This is a genomic window from Paenibacillus apiarius (assembly GCF_017052585.1).
GTDB lineage: Bacteria > Bacillota > Bacilli > Paenibacillales > Paenibacillaceae > Paenibacillus_B > Paenibacillus_B apiarius.
Genome location: NZ_JAFFHZ010000001.1, coordinates 844811 through 863548, shown reverse-complemented (window position 1 = coordinate 863548; position 18738 = coordinate 844811). Strand labels below are relative to the sequence as shown.

11 protein-coding genes and 1 pseudogene are annotated in these 18738 nt (G+C 44.4%); 10 read left to right on the top strand and 2 right to left on the bottom strand.

The window, feature by feature from the left end; translation table 11 throughout:
- Positions 1-315: 315 nt before the first annotated feature.
- Both JSQ80_RS03980 and JSQ80_RS03975 read right to left on the bottom strand, forming a co-directional pair.
- Entirely contained in the window at positions 316-555 is a 240-nt protein-coding gene (locus JSQ80_RS03980; RefSeq protein WP_206094429.1) for a helix-turn-helix domain-containing protein, read from the bottom strand.
- Between the two features lie 10 nt (positions 556-565).
- Positions 566-1054 (bottom strand): DUF2975 domain-containing protein, encoded by a 489-nt coding sequence (locus JSQ80_RS03975; RefSeq protein ID WP_206094428.1) that lies wholly within the window; start codon positions 1052-1054, stop codon positions 566-568.
- Between the two features lie 445 nt (positions 1055-1499).
- Between JSQ80_RS03975 and JSQ80_RS03970 the strand changes: the two genes are divergently transcribed.
- The 10 genes and pseudogenes from JSQ80_RS03970 (at position 1500) to JSQ80_RS03925 (ending at position 18489) form a co-directional block, all read left to right on the top strand.
- The gene (locus JSQ80_RS03970; RefSeq protein ID WP_206094427.1) at positions 1500-2495 is read left to right on the top strand and encodes a hypothetical protein; all 996 of its coding nucleotides are present in this window, start codon (positions 1500-1502) and stop codon (positions 2493-2495) included.
- A 121-nt stretch (positions 2496-2616) separates the two neighbouring features.
- Positions 2617-2868: pseudogene (locus tag JSQ80_RS03965) on the top strand (helix-turn-helix domain-containing protein); the annotation flags it as partial.
- 2082 nt (positions 2869-4950) lie between these two features.
- The gene (locus tag JSQ80_RS03960) at positions 4951-5655 is read left to right on the top strand and encodes a response regulator transcription factor (RefSeq protein ID WP_206094425.1); all 705 of its coding nucleotides are present in this window, start codon (positions 4951-4953) and stop codon (positions 5653-5655) included.
- The gene (locus JSQ80_RS03955; RefSeq protein WP_206094424.1) at positions 5652-7118 is read left to right on the top strand and encodes a sensor histidine kinase; all 1467 of its coding nucleotides are present in this window, start codon (positions 5652-5654) and stop codon (positions 7116-7118) included. Before JSQ80_RS03960 ends, JSQ80_RS03955 begins: the two co-directional genes overlap by 4 nt.
- Complete coding sequence (locus tag JSQ80_RS03950) at positions 7115-8254, top strand: WD40 repeat domain-containing protein (protein WP_206094423.1); 1140 nt, start codon at positions 7115-7117, stop codon at positions 8252-8254. The genes JSQ80_RS03955 and JSQ80_RS03950 overlap by 4 nt, the downstream gene beginning before the upstream one ends.
- A gap of 611 nt (positions 8255-8865) precedes the next feature.
- Positions 8866-12270 (top strand): S-layer homology domain-containing protein, encoded by a 3405-nt coding sequence (locus JSQ80_RS03945; protein ID WP_336245703.1) that lies wholly within the window; start codon positions 8866-8868, stop codon positions 12268-12270.
- A 606-nt stretch (positions 12271-12876) separates the two neighbouring features.
- Positions 12877-14220: a DUF418 domain-containing protein gene (locus JSQ80_RS03940; RefSeq protein ID WP_206094422.1), complete on the top strand. Its 1344-nt coding sequence runs from the start codon at positions 12877-12879 to the stop codon at positions 14218-14220.
- A 449-nt stretch (positions 14221-14669) separates the two neighbouring features.
- A complete protein-coding gene (locus JSQ80_RS03935; protein WP_206094421.1) occupies positions 14670-15704 on the top strand; it encodes an LCP family protein in 1035 nt (344 codons plus the stop codon).
- A gap of 96 nt (positions 15705-15800) precedes the next feature.
- Entirely contained in the window at positions 15801-17645 is a 1845-nt protein-coding gene (locus tag JSQ80_RS03930; RefSeq protein ID WP_206094420.1) for an acyltransferase family protein, read from the top strand.
- A gap of 316 nt (positions 17646-17961) precedes the next feature.
- A complete protein-coding gene (locus tag JSQ80_RS03925) occupies positions 17962-18489 on the top strand; it encodes a VanZ family protein (RefSeq protein WP_206094419.1) in 528 nt (175 codons plus the stop codon).
- Positions 18490-18738: the final 249 nt, after the last annotated feature.

Genomic DNA, 18738 nt, shown 5'->3' with positions numbered 1-18738 from the left:
GCGCCTGGCGATTAGGAATGTTTGGACGGAACTTACTATGAGGATGGCGAGGAGCACATTGTTGTGATGGAACTGCAGGTGTCCTGTTGAGGATTGAAAATATTTCTGCGTTCACCTTTAGATAAGGGGATGTTTATGAAAATTAAAGAATGGGCGCTTTCAATCTTTAGGCGGTCTTTTTTGCGCGCCAGGGGTCTGCCTGTTAAAGGCCTGCAGGTATTAATGCTAATTCCTGGGTTCGTATAGATGTAGTCCGACAATCACGATATTAAGGTGTTGGAGTATAGAAAAATTATGGTTGTATCGTCTTTACCCTCACGTTACGTGATGTCTTATAGTGTAAGTGTCTTCGTCACTTTTGTATTCTAAAATATCTCCAGGTTGGCATTCTAATGCTTTGCAAATTGCCTCTAAAGTTGAAAGCCTAATTGCTTTTGCCTTTCCATTTTTCAATATAGAAAGGTTAGCCATTGTTATTCCAACCCTCTCCGAAAGTTCAGTTACGCTCATTTTCCTTTTAGCCAGCATCACATCAATATTGATTATAATTGCCATGTTATCCACCTCAGACTATTAAGTCATTCTCTGATTTTATATCGATGGCTTCTTGTAAAAGTCTTTGAAGAACAGCAGCAAATACTGCAATCACCATTGAAGCAAAAGTGAACATTAATCCCAAGCTTATAAAACCTGTTATGTCTTCACTTTCACCTGCAATCAATATAACTCCAGATATTATTCCTACTACAATCAAGGTACTGATGGTGATTGCACAATATTTTATATACTTCAAAGCTCTAACAGATAATTCCGAGAAGGCTTTGTTCTGGTCAATATAGCTTAAAAGTTTTAAAGCCTGATATAAGGCAACGAAAAACGGTGTTACCGTTATATATGCACCTATCAAAAAGGGATACTGCAAGTAGGCAGTCTCTGGATGCGCTGCTGCATCTCTAGCGGCTATCCCAGGCAACCAAAATATACTCAAAGCAAGAACTGGAGTTCCGATAATAAAAACAGCTATCTTTAAAAAGAGTGTTGAACCTTGTTTCATAAAAAGCACCTCACTTATTTATTGTAAATTTGACTTTAACACACGTTTTATCGTTTTACAATAAAACATTATTGTTTTACATTATTGTTATAGAAATATCCTTTTCATTTTAAAAAAAGATAAAAAAGCATTCCTCATTACAAAGAAATGCTCTATAAAACCTAAAACAAGGGCAGCAGCAAGCAATCCGCCGATAGAAACGGCAACCGTGGAAAATTAACTAGCCCCAGACTGAATGAGTTGCTTGATGTATCCGGATGCCAAGGACGGTGACGCTCTGCTCAAGATAGTAAAGTCAATGGTCAAAAGTAACTGATATTAATCTTGTTGGTTATTAACGATTTCTTAATTAATATTAATAGAATGTTTTGTGGTTTTTTGCAATTCCTTTGCTAGGATAATATGAGTGAGCAAATATTCAAGTAATTACATAGGAGGATTTACCGTGAATTTGAAAAAAGCTATCGTTGCAACACTGGTCGTATCCGGCATGCTGGCCACATTGGCAGGACCGATTCCTGCCGGCGCGGAGGCAGCGCAAGAGAAGCAGCAAGAGCAGCAGCAAGCGAAGAGCAAAGAAGTGAAAATCGACAAGAAGCTGGCTGCCGAGCTGCAAAAGGCCGTAAAGCAATTTGCGGGGAAAGAGATTAAGTTGCAGGATGTTGGCGAGCTTGATGAAATGTTAGGGTGGGTGTGGGTTCGTTCTGAAGATGAAACTTATAGTGTAGCCTATATACAAAAGACCAAAGAAATATGGAGTATCAGAGGGAAGCAAACCATCGATAGAATCAGCAAAAAGGATCAGGATGAAATCCTGAAAGTGCTGAAAGGGATGCATGCCAAGAAAAAATACACATTTGATAAAGAAGTTGACGTGTCCGAGTACTATGAAAATCCAAAGCAACCTTTTACCCAGTATTCTTTAAGAGGGAAAGATTTCTCCGCCTTTCTGTTGAAAAATATGCCAGGGTCGAAAGAGAAAAATCGTATTGGGGCGGCGATCGAATTTAGCAAGAACGAGCTTGATTCGAAATTACTGAAAACGGCAACGGAAGCAGTGAAAACGGCTTTAGATCGTGACTTTGACGTGACGAAAGCTGTGCTTGAGGGTGGCGTTGAGAATAAGACGTGGGAGCTTAAAGGCGACAAGGTCACGCTTTCTCTAGATGAAAAGACGGGGAAGGTACGCTACGTTCATGATGGTGGGCGAAAACGTGTGTTGAAGAAAGATATTACCGAAAAAGAAGCGAAAGAAGTGGTCGCCCCGATCGCGAAGAAATTGTTCAATATGGACATCCAGGGACTTGAAGTGAAATGGGACAACTCGGCCAGAGATTTCTGCTTCGTCCAAAATAAGGAGACAAAGATGGTAGCGGCGCTGGATGCCGACAAAAACGTAGTTTACTTGATGTCCGGAGAAAGAGTGTATATTGAAGAATAAGCATCATGAAGACGGATTGTAATATGAATTGCGACAGTTACCAGTAAATAAAAAAATGGCTCATGATTGATTCGTGTAAAATGGTGTCACCACAACAATCCATTACACGGAGGAATCAATCATGAGTTACTCACATTTTAGCACAACAGAAAGAGTGCAGCTAGAACTGCTACACGCTCAAGGTTGGTCTACAAGGGTTATTGCTCAGGAGCTAGGACGGCATCATTCAAGTATTGCACGTGAGTTGAAGCGCAATCAGGATGTCAACATGTATAAGGCTGACAAAGCACAAATGTCTTATGAATACTTTAAAACGATCTATCGCTGGCTGTATGCAGGCTTGCTTGTACAAGGTTCTGTTCAGGTGCTTCGCGCTTCCTCGCTATAGTTCATGGGTTATGTCTACTTACTAGAAATGTTGTCGGTCCTGCTCATAAGACAATTAATAGGGCGGGATGATAACTGATGTGGAGTTCGATAAGTAATAATACCAACTGATCATGAATATGTTCAGCATAGCTTTACAGTTAGAAGACCTTTGGAAACTCACACATATTGAATTCGATGACTACGATCAAGCTTGGCATCTGCACATTGACTTCGAGCGAGGATCCTCATTCGCATGTCCCTAGTGCGGAAATACTTCCAAGGCATATGATACCCGAAAAGAAGCAATGGCGCCACCTCTTAGACTGACAAGATTACAATGTCATATCCTCGAAAAAGAAGAAAATAAAGTAGACTGTTCGTATTTTTCGCGTAACCGGGTACTACGAAAGCAACTAGGCAGACGAGCTGATACAGATCATCAAGGCAGCCGCGCCGGCTTATAGCGGAACACTTCACTGATGGTTCCGAGAGCAGCCGAGATGCGGCCGGTCGCGTCACATCAGATGCAACTTTTCAAGATTATTGGATGATGAACTACAGGGTGATGATGTTGAATTGGCACAAGCGTATGTAAAAAAACAGTGTAGATTGAACCCTTTACTTTGACAAAAAACTGACGGTGCGTTTATCGTCAGTTTTTCCTTTATTAAGAGCATCAATTGGGGGATAGTTTCTCTCAGGTTTGGCATAGGAACAACGGGATGAGGGATGACACCGTCCCCAACGTCCAGGGCTGGTGACGCGAACATCATTCAAATCGGAAATGAACAGGTGACCATCAAAGGCAATCAAGGCAAATTGAACTGGCAACATGGAACTCGCATGGATTTTCGTATTCCTTGAGCCTGGAGAAAGGCGTCAGTGAAGAAGAATTATTGTCCATGATCAAGTCAGTGCGGTAATACTTTCAAACTTTTGGGACCATAATAAACGCATCCGCATGTAAGTGTGCTCAAGAGGCGGAGATAACCTCCCAATGGATGATACGTGAAGCGTGTGATCGAATGTGAACGCTCGCCAAAACGTTTACCACTTTGCTCAACATAAAGTTACCCACCCGGAAGATTGAACTCTTTGTTCTCGTGTCCATCCTCAGTTAAAACTGTTGCGGCAGCCAGAGCCAGATCACTACGGCTAACCGTATTCACTTTCCCTTTCAGTGGCATTTGTAATGGTCGTCCCGATCCCTACATTTACTTTTATGACGAATTAACAAAACTCTGTTAACCACCGTTACGTAAGAAGTTGTATCGAATATTCGTAGTAAAAAAAGCATACTCGGTAGTCAGATGAACAAGAGCGAATGGATTGTCCTCAGCAAAAGCGAAGCCGGTATAGGCAATGTGCTTAATACCTGCATTTCGGGCGGATTTTACACGTTGGTATTTTGAACGACACGTAACGGATCATCAGTCTCTGAACTTGAGATAAACAGCAGTTTTTGAACTAACCGCCAAGGCTAACGAGCTCGTCTTGTCGTTGACAGGGAATGATACACAACAGTTAAACTCACACCAATTGTTATTTATATATGGCATATTTTCCTAGTGTTGCTCCGGAATCTTGAATCCCTTCTTATCTCTTCTCAATGATTTTAAAGTTGGACAAACTTGTGAAGAAGGCACATAAAAGTGGCCTCTCCACTTGTAAGTGCCTTTGCCCAAATATAATAAGCAGTGGTTTTATTTACGGATCGACTGAAAGTGTTTGGACAGCCAGAGGGAATTCGTAAGGTAGTCGTCGCCGCCGTTACGGAGGATACGGATCTTCAGGGACCGCACGGGATATTCATCATACGGATTTAAGAGTAGTTATCCTTGCGAAACTTTTAGTTATAAATAAAAGACTACGGTTGCGAGGTTGGTTCAGTAACAAGGAAACGTGAGTTATCCGATGACAAGAACATTATATACTTTGACGATTAGTTGATTATCAAATAAATTTTAATTATCGAATTGTTAGCGTCCTCCTCATATGAATTTGATTATTTCTACACGAATCGGTAACATAAGTAACGGTGCCGTGACCCTTCCTGGCATTAGTAACAAAAGAGACGGGGATTAAGATGAATAAAGCAAAAATTCTCATTATTGAAGATGATATTGCGATTGCCGATCTACTTTCATACGGACTTTCTATGGAGGGCTTTCAAACTCGAACGGCGGCAAGTGGAGCAAACGGAATGATCGAACTGCAAAAATTTCAACCCGATCTTCTGCTTCTCGACTGGATGTTGCCTGACGAAAGCGGACTGGATATTTGCAAAAAGGTAACAGCAAATTATAACATACCGATCTTCATGATTACTGCGAAATCCGATATCACCGATAAAGTGCTTGGCCTTGAATTCGGCGCAGACGACTATATCACGAAGCCTTTTGACTTGCGCGAAGTTGTTGCCCGAATCCGGACGATTCTACGGAGAGTGGATCAAGCGAACAGTGGACAACAAAACGAAGCGAAGCATGGTGTGATTCGTTTCAAACAGATCGAAATTATTCCAGAAGAACGACTTGTAAAAAATAATGGTCACGCTGTTGAATTGACACCAAAAGAGTTTGATCTTCTCATGACCTTGATTGGAAATCAAGGCAAAACGTTCACACGTTCGGAATTACTTGATATGGTATGGGGATACCATTTTGTCGGCGATACCCGTACTGTCGACACTCACATACAAAGACTTCGTAAAAAACTTGACGCCAGCGAGTTCATTACTACCGTTTTCGGGATTGGATACAAATTCGAGAAGCAGGCGGAAAGGGAATGATACGGAAAATCAGCATAAAGTTTCTTATCGGATTTTTTTTGATTTTTTCACTTTCGTTCATTGTCCTTAATCAAACCGTCAAAGAATTCATTCGGACAAGCAATCAAAAAATAGTTACATCTGAATTAGTCGGGGTTAAGAACAACAGCAATGTATACGTTCGCCAAGCGTTCCTGATCAACCATTTTACAAGTAATGAGCTGTACTTTGGCGAGATGGCTCTCGAAATGGCGAATGATCTGAAACACGCCACCGGCAGCAACGTCAGTGTCTATACGGTGGATGGCGAATTGCTGTATTCTTCGGACAAGTCCATGTTCCCATACCAGAAAGATAGCGATTTGAAGCAGGCGATTAAGGGCAGAACTGCATACAGCATCACCTATGAGCATAATACAGCATCCGTTCTTTTTTCCTATCCGGTCGTGATTGATGGGTCCAAGGTGGGGATCTTGCGTTTTTCCAAAGATTTCAGTTTAATCTATGCGCAAAGCGGAAGGATTTTGGACATTATCTTTTTTATTACGCTTGCGATTTTTGCAGCGGCATTCCTATTCTCGTATATTCTTTCGAGGCACATCACTATCCCTCTTGTCAAACTGACCTGGGCCTCGACCGAGGTGAAGGATGGGAACTTGGACGTTCGCATCCGTTTTAATCGTAAAGATGAGATCGGCAGGCTGGCCGATAATTTTAATGATATGATCGATCAAATTAGCAGGCAGATCACCATTATTAAAAAGGATCGGGATTATCTCAAGGAACTTCACCAGCAGGAGAAACGTTTTTTTGACAATATAACCCACGAGCTTAAAACTCCGCTAACCTCAATTCTAGGGTATGCGGAATTGATCAGAGAGAATGGTGAAAAGGACCCGCATTTTTTTGAAAAAGGAATGAACCATATTATAGAAGAAAGCAGACGCCTCCATACCATGGTATTAAAGCTGCTTGAAGTATCGCGTAACAATTCCATGATAAGTGAGTCCGACAAGATCAATGCTGGAATTATCCTGCAGGATGTGTGCGATTCGATGGCCATTCGTGCACAGCGATATAAGAAAAGCATAAAGTATCAAATCGAAGATGACTTGGTCGTATTCGGTCAAGGAGACAGGCTGCGCCAGCTCTTTATCAACCTGCTGGATAATGCGATCAAATACAGCTTATCGCTTTCGGAAATATCTGTGAAGGCGCTGCATGTTGACGGAAAGGTTCGCTTTGTATTTGATAATCCAAGTGACCCTATAGAGGCAGATCAGCTTGCAAACTTATTTCATCCATTCTATTTGGCTCATCCAAGTGTTTCAGAAGAGGGTAGTGTAGGGCTGGGGCTCAGTATTGTCAAATCCATCGTCCACGACTTCGGGGGAACGATCTCCTTCGATAGCCAAAATCGTCATGTGACCGTCACTGTGGAATTTGACGGTTTCAACTCCAAGAGGACGGAGAATCGATCATGAAGAAAAAACGGTTTATTTTATCACTAGGGATCCTGTCGTTGATGCTCATGCTGTTGTCAAGCTGCAATTTAGGACCCAAAACTGAGACGATTATTATTCCGAGCAAAGAAGAGGAGCATACCGAAGATCAAGGTTCTCGACCATTTCAGGTGAATAAGATCTATCGGCTTCCTGATGATTTCACGAGTGCTGGTCAATTGCTTGGCTGGACCTCTACCAACTCCGTGGTAGCTTCGTATAGGAAAAGCTCGACAGACCGTATGATGATAAAGCGTCTAACCCATCCTTACGAGCAAAGCGAGTTCGTTCCAGGAATTCACATGGAAGTTCCAGATATGCAACTGTCCCCGGATGGTAAATACATCTGCGAAATATCCAAATCGAGAGTTGTTCTGAATCTAATATCATTAGAGAACGGCAAAGAAACCGAAGTGGCAAAGATCAATTCCCTTGAGCAACTGTTTGTGCAGGATGTTGCTTGGTCAGGCAATGGCAGGTATCTAGGCTATCTGGTGGTGGATCCGCGTGATAACGGAGTCACCAGCCTTGGTGTATACGATGCCGAGACTCAAAGCTCCAAGACTTTTAAGCTGAAGGGAATTCCCTCGGGGAATACGATCCTAAAGATCAACGTTTCCGATGATGGGCGCAGCGTGCTATTGACTACATTTCAATATGATCAGTCTGGGGAAAAAAATTACATCATGATGGGGACAAATACGGGGGAAGGTGAAATCGAGATTCAATTCGAACACCAAATTGGGCGCGAGCAGAATGCATGGATCAACAACAATCAGTTTGCATTCCTTGGAATCGATGGAACGTTATACGAATACGATCGGCGAAACGGCGAACTTTCCGTACTACTGGATAAGGTGGGCAACTTTAAATTTTCTCATGACAAGAAAAGCATTGCTTACTCATTGTACGACCAGGATATTATCTATGCAGGTAAAATTCAAGGGAAAAATGTTTTGTATAACGAGCCGGTTTACCGCGGGATTCTCCCTAGCTATATTTACTGGAGCCTAGACAATAACAGTTTATTAATTCATGGACAAAAGCTGTTTTCCCCTTCCCAAATGACACAAACGGATTCCACGGTCGGGCAGTCATTTATCATCGAATTTCAATAGCTGCCTGGACCAACGACAACCCAATAACGCTCTTCAAGCCTACAACCTTATCTCGGACTTCGGACCGGAGTAAGGTTGTTTTTGTTTCAAAAAATCGTACGTATCGGCTGTGACATTTTGTTTACATGTTGATCAAACTTTAGTGACATCTGCTAGCTATATTAAAATATGGCCCTCCATCCCCCATCGGCCACCTCTGGTCACTGTCCATTGAGAAGAAGTCAATCCCTTTATCGATATCAATTTATCGGTATACGATATGTGGAAGCTGGCTTCAGTGGGATATCAGAATACGGTAGAAAGAAGGGTAAACTCGCCAAATTAGGTACTAAAGAAGACCTATGTGGGAGGAGTAGCTGTTCTATCCGTAACGATAAAAAATTGAGCTGAAAGAATTTTTTCGAGAACGAAAGATTCTGATCCGGTTAAAAATGACGTCTATGTACATGATTAACCGACATGGTTGTGAGAACAATCGTCGGTGAGATATCGCCGAGCGGGGAAGCCGCCCAGTAAGCCGGAGATGGAACAAGGGGGCCTATGGAGCGTTATTTGGTTCATGACTATTTTTTGCATTAAAAGTGAGCCTACGAGAGAAGAGGAGGAGAAAGGTGTTTAAGAACTTGATCACAAAGCGTTATTTGGCGTTGATTTTGTCGTTTGCGATGCTACTGGGTGCTATGACTCCAGGCATTGCGATGGCAGAGGTTGTGCAGGATATGGGAATCACTGCTTCGTCCGATCAGCAGGCGGAAATAACGACGCTAAACCTGAAAAAGGTTAATAACCCTCAAACGTTGGAACTGGACAACTATGTTGCATCGATGACAGAGAAAAGAACGCTTCATGCTGCGTTCAAGCTTCCGGAAGGTGTTGATGTGAAAAGCTTAAGCTGGACGTACGATGGCAAACCACTGTCCCAATGGAAAAAATATCAGGATCGTGGTTATAATGGTGCACCTTTTATTACAGTTGACAATGTAAAAGTAAAGGACGGTGAAGTTACTGCAAGCGTTACGTTCGATCTTCCTTACGATACTGTCAACCTGTCCGCACCTCGTTTGCAGTACCCGTCACTAATTGGGACATTTGAACTGGCAGCGGTAGCTAACGGACAAGTCATTGCTCATGCGCCTGTTAAATTGACGCCATATGACAGTTTCCGCAGCTACGATGAGCTAAAGCCGGAGATAGATGCAATCACGGCAGGAGCAGCTCAAAAAAATGACAGGTACATCAAAACTACTTCAATTGGGAAATCGGCGGAAGGCCGCGATATCTATTTCACTGTACTTGCCAAGGATCAAGCTACCGTTGACAAGTACCAAAACGTGACGCATCCTGCAATGATGAATGATCCTAAGCAATTGCAAGCCGACATCACATCCGGGACATTTGGGGATTACAAAGTGCCGATCTGGATTAACAATATTCATCCGGATGAATCGCCTGGCGTTGATGCGATTCTGAATTATTTTAAGACGATGGCATTGGACAAGAGTATTACATATGATACAACCTTGCCAAACGGCCAGCGAACCAAGGTCACTTTGAATATGGACGATGTGTTGGAGAACGTTTTCTTCCTGTTCGTTTATACGGACAATCCGGATGGTCGGGTTCACAACACACGTCATAATGCCGAGGGTTTCGATCTGAATCGAGACAATTCCTATCAAACACAGCCTGAAACGCGTATCGTCACGGAACAAATCGCGAAATGGTCGCCACTGTCCTTCCTGGATATGCATGGATTTGACCCGAACTTTCTGATCGAGCCGGCTACACCGCCCCATGACCCGAACCTCGAGTATGATTTGCTCATTGAGCACATGTTGGAACAAGCGGCCGCTATGGGCGAGGCCGGCATCGCAAACACGAAGTACGACTACTATCATATCCCTTACGAAGAACATCTCAAATCCGTAAAGGATGCGAACTATGTTTCCAAAGGCACTGCCTCCGGATGGGATGATGCATCCGCAGCATATACAGCCGTATTCGCAATGCATCACGGTGCAATGGGGCATACGCTTGAAATACCCGAGTTGAACGAGGATTCTGCCAAAGCGCTGTATTATGCTGCGGCGGGAGCTACCGCTTATGTCAGCGGAAAAAAAGAAGAGCTGTTCATGAACCAATTGAAAATATATGAACGCGGTGTGGACAATATCGATGACCGTGCCGTAGATAAGTACCTTGTTAATGCCAAAAATGAAACAATTGGCCGTCCGCGTCAAGATAACCAAAACTTCTTCCCGGAGTACTATGTCCTACCGATCGACAAAAGTGTTCAAAAGAATGTTCTGGAAACCTACCGTATGGTTGAATACCTGCTTCGAAATGGAGTTAAGATTGAACGTTCGACAGGAGCCGTAACCGTTGCCGATACGACATATCCTGCAGGATCATTTGTTGTAAACATGCATCAGGCTAAGCGTGGAATCGCGAACCTGGTCTTGTACGATGGAATGGATGTATCCGATTTTGAATCGATGGCCGGTGAAATCATTCAAAACTTCCATGATATGCGCGGATTCGATCGTTACGCAGTAAGAGAAGCCGGTGTATTCACAAACAAAACTTCTCCAATAACATCCGTGTCGGTTCCGGCGACACAAATGCCAAATAACTCTGTTTATGTTCTGATCCAGAACACAAACAATGATGCTATAAAAGCGGTCAATGAGTTATTGGCTGCCGGCAAGACCGTTACGATGCTCACCAAAAGCGGGTCAGGATATGAAGCGGGTGACTTCGTGGTTGCCTACAGTGACTTGTCTCCATTGGCTTCCAAGTATTATCTCGACGCGAGCGAATTTGGCAATACCGGGCCAAGCGGTAAAGTCCTTAAGCCTGCTACCGTTGCAGCTCTTGGTGAAACGGCCTATGTGCTGAAAGGGCTGGGCTTTAAGGTGACTACACGCCAGTCGAATGCAGACGTACTTGTTAATACTTTCGGCTCTTCCAGATATGTAGAAGAAGGAAAGCCTTACATCGCATTTGGATACTTTGGATTGAGTAATATCCAAAACTGGATACCTGGATTTTCTTTCGAAGGTCCGAAACAATGGGAAAGATACGAAGGCGTATTCTTGGCAAACGTCATGCAAGATAATCTTATTACAGCCGCTTACGATGAACAGGAATATTTCTACACAGTCACGGGTTCTTACATTAGGACAGTTCCCAAAATGGCAAAAGTGCTTGCCGTTACCAGTGATCGAGACGACTTTTTCAAAGCAGGCTGGTGGCCGGGACATGAGGCTGCCAAAGGAAAGATCATAGCTTTCACATACCATGAAAACAACAAGAACCTGACTGTTTTTTCTAACGATTTCATCAATAACGATCATCCACGGCATCAGTACCGTTTGCTGGCGAACTCGATTTTCAATGCAATTACGGACAAAAATGATGCTGATCAAGCACCATTAGTACCAGGGTCCGGAATAGTTCCTAAATTCAGCGACCTGCAAGGCGCAGAAGCGTGGGCGGGCGATAATGTTCGTGAAATGGCTGCTCTCGGCATCATCAAGGGTGTCTCCGAACACCAATTTGCACCGATGAAGCAAGTAACTCGTGCCGAATTTCTGGCGATGATCGTTCGAGCCCTCGACCTGTCCGACAATCAGGCGACCGTATCGTTCACCGACGTTCAGCCGTCGGACTGGTATTACCCGTACGTAGCGGCCGGGGTTAAAGCCAATCTGGTCCGAGGCGTAGACCGCAACCGTTTTGAGCCAAACCGGGCAATCACGCGTGAAGAAATGGCCATCATGGCCGCCAATTCCCTGAAGCTGACCCGGAATGCTTCGACCGGCAATATCGGCGCAACATTGGCCAAATTCACTGACAGAGGCAACATAGCTTTATACGCTAGAGAGGCTATCGCCCAGTTGACCGAAGAAGGTGTCCTCCAAGGATTAACCGATACAACTTATGGTCCAAAAGACATCGCCAACCGTGCGCAAGCTGCAGTCATTATCAGCCGCATGATGCACCTAGACTGGTGATAAAATCCATAAATGAAAATATATACAAAAACCATCGCTTCGGATTAATTCGAAGCGATGGTTTTTGTGGACTCGAGTTAGCTCCGTCATCCCTTCAACTTGTTTCTACAATCCGATAGGGAGGCGCTGATTTTTTTATATATTTAATCAAGATATCTGCTCGGTATGAGGGAAGAGCATTGAAAGAACACATTTGTGATTCATGCATTAATTTCCTTAAAATATATACATACTGTTACTCCACATATGGCCCTTTTCTGGAATAACACAACCTGCGTAAATACGCAGCCTGTTTTCCCCTTCCCAAATGACACAAACGGATTTCTCGGTCGGGCAGTCATTTATCATCAAATTTCAATAGCTACCTGAAGCTCAACGACAACCCAATAACACTCTACCTGCCTACAACCTTATCTCGGACTTCGGACCGGAGTAAGGTTGTTTTTATGAGGCATAAAATCGCACGCATCGGTTGTGACATTTTGTTTACATCTTGATCAAACTTTTGCGACATCTGCCAGTTATAGTGGAATAAGCATAACAACCACTACTTGCAAGGAATTGAAGAACACCTAAAGAAATAACCATTTTGAGGAGGAATGCTAATTGTCAGTCAGTATCAAGCTGTCGGACGAGTCCGGAAGTGAAAATGAAACAGGAGCAACCATCAAGGATGTAGCGGATTCAAATAACAACGGACTGAAAAACAATGCGGTTTTAGGCGAATCAAACGAGATGTTCGTAGATGTATCGGCTCCACTTCAGGACGGTGGGCAAGTTGACATCGCCAACGGGGAGTCTGCCGGAGTAAGGAAGGCACGGGCTAATTCGAGGACGGCCGGACGTCTCGTTGCGCTTGATGCAGCACGGGGGTTAGCGGTCATAGGGATGTATTTGCAGCACTTCTCATCGAATGAAACGATTTCTGCGATCGTTTCCGGGAATACGACGCTGCTGTTCGTGCTCTGTGGCGGCATTTCTTACTCGATCATGGCGCAACGCATGAAGGATCGAGAAACGGAGACGACCGCGTTCCGAGCACGGATGCTCGCTCGAGCAGTGTTCATTGATGTGATTGGGTATCTGCTCATCCTGCTGAATACCCCGTACGGGGTGATCTTACCCGCCTATGCGGCAATGTTCGTGCTGGCGTTGGTGCTGGTTCGTCGTTCGACGCGTGTGCTCGTTACGACAGCAGCCGTTTTGGCCGTGGTCGCCCCACCGCTGATGATTCTTGGTTTGAGCGCCCTATCGGGAGCGTACCCCCTTTATGATATTGCGGGCGGTCCGATGTCCGCGCTCGCGCTCGCTCCCGCTTTCGTTACCGGTATGGCGATCGGGCGCCTTGACCTCACCAAGGTGCGTACCGCACTCGCACTCGCGGGCGGTGGCGGTATCATGCTCGCCGTCGGTAAGATGCTGAGCGCTTTCGTTATTCCCGGGCTGAGCCGTTCCTTCGATGCGTGGCTCATTGGCCTTCAAGGCACGGTCAGTGCCGTGCCGACCATGCCGACCATGCCGACCATGCCGGACCCGAATGCAATCTGGCCGCTCAACACGGAACCGCCGCTGTGGAACATGCTTCTCTGGACATCTCCGCACAGTGCGTCGACGTTCCAGACGCTGATTGGGCTGGGAGTCGCATTCCTCGTGCTTGGACTGGTATGTCTCGTACCGAAGAAGTCCTCTGTAGTGTTAATGCCTTTCGCTGCAGTCGGACGCGTGGCATTGACGATGTATGCGGCTCAATTCGTCGTGATATGGTCTCTCAAACTGGCGGGGATAGAATATAGTGTCGGAGGGATTCCATTCGGTGACCTTCTCGTCGCGGCCGCAACGCTGCTGACAGGGTGGTTGATCGCGCGGCTCCCTAACGGTCCTCTCGAGTCATTGATGAGACACTTCGACCGCGCGTTTAGCGCCTCTCGAACGGCACCATCGTCGAGGTAGGAGGTTCGTTCTCGACGGCGGCTTTCTAACTACTTGCTTTAGTCTTACGGGGAGGAGATCCGAGATATAGCCTGGTACCCAATGGATGAGTATTTCTGGATCAGCGTATGAGAAAGTTGGAATTTGAAATCTGTTGTTAACCTGAACTGAGATGAATATTACGTTGTATCGAAGAATCGTAGACCCTGCTAGAACAGCTCACCCTTGGGTGGGCTTTTTTATAAACGCTTATCTAATCACTATACCTTTTCCGCATCTACGTAACACAGTGGAGTATTATGGTCAATTTCAGAGGAGAAAATTAGGTGAAAAGGCAACAGTTAAGCCATTAACAATGCATTCGGTCAGATGGTTTTGCATTGGGAGGGGGCGTTAGAGGGGCTGGTCAATGGAATTTTGCTCCTAAAACGTTTAACACCTTCTAAAAGAAAATGATTAGGAGGAGCAACATGATTAGGATTGGAAAAGGAAATCAAAATAATCGAGCTAAAAAAAAGAAGGTATGGATGTACGCTTCGATCAGCATTGGCGTTTTATTACTGTGCATCGTCAGCCTTTTTACCTATCAGGCCATTGGGGCCTTCAATACACTCGATAGTTTGGATAAACCGAAGGACACGATACCGATAGGCCAGTATAAGGAAGATGAGTCAATGAAACCCGTCAAATGGGAAGGCACTGAACGAGTCAACATCCTGCTGATGGGTGGTGACAATCGAGGGTTAAAGGAGAACGAGAAGGCTCGCTCCGACTCTATGTTACTTGCAACTTTTGATCCTGTCACGAAAAAAGCGCATTTGCTGTCCATTCTGCGTGATACCTACGTCAGGATTGAAGGCCATGGCGAAGGACGAATCAACACGGCGCTTGCACTAGGCGGACCGAACCTTGCGATGAAAACGATTGGTGATTTGCTAGGCCTTGACATTCAATACTACGTCTATACTGATTTCGAAGGATTTAAATCACTTATTGATGCGATCGACGGCATCGATTTCTATGTTGAGAAAGACATGACCTATACCGATAAAGCCGATGGCAACCGGTACGATATTCACTTGAAAAAGGGGCAGCAAAAGTTGGATGGCGATAAAGCGTTGCAATACGTGCGTTTTCGTCATGACGCAATGAGCGACTTCACCCGTACCGAACGGCAGCGCAACCTGCTTTCGGCCGTAGCCGATAAGTTGAAGTCCGGTTGGAATCTTATGAGGATGAAGCAAATATTAGAAAGCGTGGCGCCTTACATCAAGACGAACTTGGACATCTCCGACATGTTGAAACTGGCTACGCTCGGTGTGGAGAGCCACATGGCCGGATCCGCGCAAATTCCACCGATGGATCTTCTCGCCGGCAAGTCAGTGAGGGGCGCCTCTGTCCTAGGCGTGAAAAACAACGAGAAGCTTCGTGACTATGTGCAGGAAGTGCTGTTGAAAGACGACAAGGGCAGCGTAAACAGCGGCGGCAGTAGTGATAGGAAATAAGCGATATGTGGATGAGATTTTGACAATGTATCTGGGGAATGCCTCGTCCCACCAACCACATAAAAAACTACTTTAGTAAAAGGGAGGGGAAGTGAAATGTCAGTAACGATGGGGAGGTTGGATAAGCTTCATTCGAATAGGCCTCAAGATGTTATGAAAGACAAACGACGCTATATGCCGGGACTAGATGGACTCCGGGCTCTAGCCGTTCTCGCTGTAATTGCTTATCATTTTAACTGGGGCGTGGCCTCGGGGGGATTATTGGGAGTAGGTGTCTTCTTTGTACTCTCAGGCTACCTCATAACGGATTTGCTGATGGAAGAGCGTAAGAGAAAAGGTCGAATCAACATGAAACAGTTCTGGTTGAGGCGCATGCGCAGACTGTTGCCGGCCATGCTACTTATGCTGTGCATTCTAACCGCCTATCTTGCGATTGTTGATCCAGGAAGGCTGTCTTCGATTCGCGGGGATATTTGGTCATCGTTAACATATACGAACAATTGGTATTTAATTTACCATAATGTATCCTACTTTGAAAGCTTTGGTCCCCCTTCACCTATCGGACATCTTTGGTCGCTCGCTGTGGAGGAACAATTTTACTTGATATGGCCGTTTCTTCTAATGATAGTGATTTCTACTTTTGCCCCAACGCGCGGCAAACTTTTTTTGCTAATTCTTGCGGGAGCAGCCGTTTCGTTTGCATTGATGGTATTTTTGTATGAGCCAGGCACAGACCCGAGCCGAGTTTATTACGGAACGGATACAAGGGCTTTTGGGCTGTTGATTGGAGCAGCACTTGCAATCATATATCCAAGCCACAAATTTTCTGAACCATTTTCGCGAAAGGGAAACGCTTGGGTTAACATTTTGGGCGTTGTCGGTCTCTGTATCGTGATGTATATGTTGACAAAGACCGGGAAATACGATGAATCATTATACCGCGGCGGTATGGTCGTCCTCTCCGTAGCATCTGCATTGGTCATTGCGGCTGCGGCGAGTCCGTTCAGCGCAGTAGGCAAACTGCTTGCCTGGAAACCCCTTCGCTGGATCGGAGTCCGATCTTATGGCATATATTTGTTGCATTATCCGATTATTGTCTTAACGGGATCTGCAGATCCAAACGTGAGTCCGAATCTTATTCTCCAGCTAGCCCAACTAATGATAACTGTTGTATTAGCCGCGCTGTCCTATAGATTTGTAGAGGAGCCCATTCGGAACGGGAAGACATACCATTTAAGGAAAGAGGTTAGATATATGAAAAAATCAAAACCGATCAAACATTTGTTTATGCTGTTTTCCGTCGTTATGATCATCTTCATTTGTGTAGCTTGTGCAAGGGCAGGAAGCGAAAATTCCATCGAAAATTCGAAACAAACTGAATCGGCACCATTGAATAATTCAAAATCGGTGTCATTTAATGCCGACTCGCAAGTCACAAAGTCAACACCCAAGGATGAGAGCCCCTCTAAGTCATCCGTAGAAGTTACAGCAATTGGTGACTCCGTGTTGGTCGGAGTAGCGCCTTATCTGAAAGAACTAATACCCGGCATTGACATAGATGGTAAGGTAAGTCGGCAAATGTCTGAAGCGAAGGATGTCGTGGCACAACTCGATTCGAAAGAGAAGTTAGGAAAGATTGTCATTATTGAGCTTGGCACGAATGGGCCATTTTCTTCCGAAAAACTCGAAGAACTACTCAATACAATCGGTGAGAATAGGCAAATCTATCTCGTTAACTCCCGTGTGCCGCGAGACTGGCAGGATTCAGTAAACGAAACATTGGCCAAAGCGGCCGAGGAGCGTTCCAATGTCACATTGATCGACTGGCACTCGCTTAGCGCAGACAAATCTGAATGGTTTGCGAAGGACGGCGTTCACCCGCAACCGGAAGGAGCTAAAGCATACGCTTCGCTTATTGCTAAGTCAATTCAGTCCAAATAGCATTAAATTGTTATAACAAAATATTCCTGTCACCGTGGGAAACAAGCTATGATGAAAATGTCACCATGGGATCCCGCCAACATTTTTAACGAAAATATTACGCTAAGCCTTCGGACATGGCCGGCTTGGCCTTTTTTCTTACTCTAAGCTAATTATTCCGAGCGGTTCAACCCGGACCGACGGTTTTTCAGATTCCTGTTGTTTAAGCGGTCGCAATGAAGTAAACCCGTAAATTTGAGACTTGTTGTAGCATTTGGGTGGTTTTTACACATCTTGGACTAATAATGAGTAGAAGATAGAAATGAGAGGATTTTTTATGTTTAAAGGAAAAGTTCGTAAGGTTACCATCACCTTGCTAGCAGCTTATACTGTTGTGATTCTCTACTTCCTGTTCTTCGCCTTTGACAGAACAAGTCGTATTCATAACCAAGAGTATTGGTATAACCTAATACCAAATGGGATTCCTTTGTATTTTCCATTAGGTAGAGACTTTCAAAGTTGGTTTTTTAACTTTGCCAACTTCGCAGCTTTTTTACCTTATGGGATTTTAATCCCGCTACTGTTTCCTTGCCGGTTTTTACGATTTATTATTCTATTTTGTGTGTCTATTTTTATGATTGAAATATTACAAATGATAACACATTTAGGAAGTTTTGATATTGATGATATTTTCATTAATACATTAGGCGCTACGATCGGATTTTGCGCACAAAAACTAGTACCTCGTTCTAAAAATACAATAAAGGGTATGAGTAAAGTAGTCATAATAACGCTCCTCCTTTCATTTGGTACAACCGTAATTGTTGAAGGAGTGAATAATTTTTTTGAAATACATCAAAAATAGAAGAAGGCATAGAGATAGGGCTGAATGACTCACTTTGAAGGATGGTTCTGTATCTTGGGATGCAAATCTCACCAGTTTAGAAGTTTACTCCCAACATAGTTGGAGAAGTTGCCCCCCTCATTAGAGTAACTGTGACACAAAGTTACCATCTTGCTTGGAGGAGAGGCCAAAGCTACCCTCAATAGATTAATTTAGACCAAAATTAAAAGGGGAACTTTGTGTCAAAGTAAACAGAGTGAAGACGCTTGT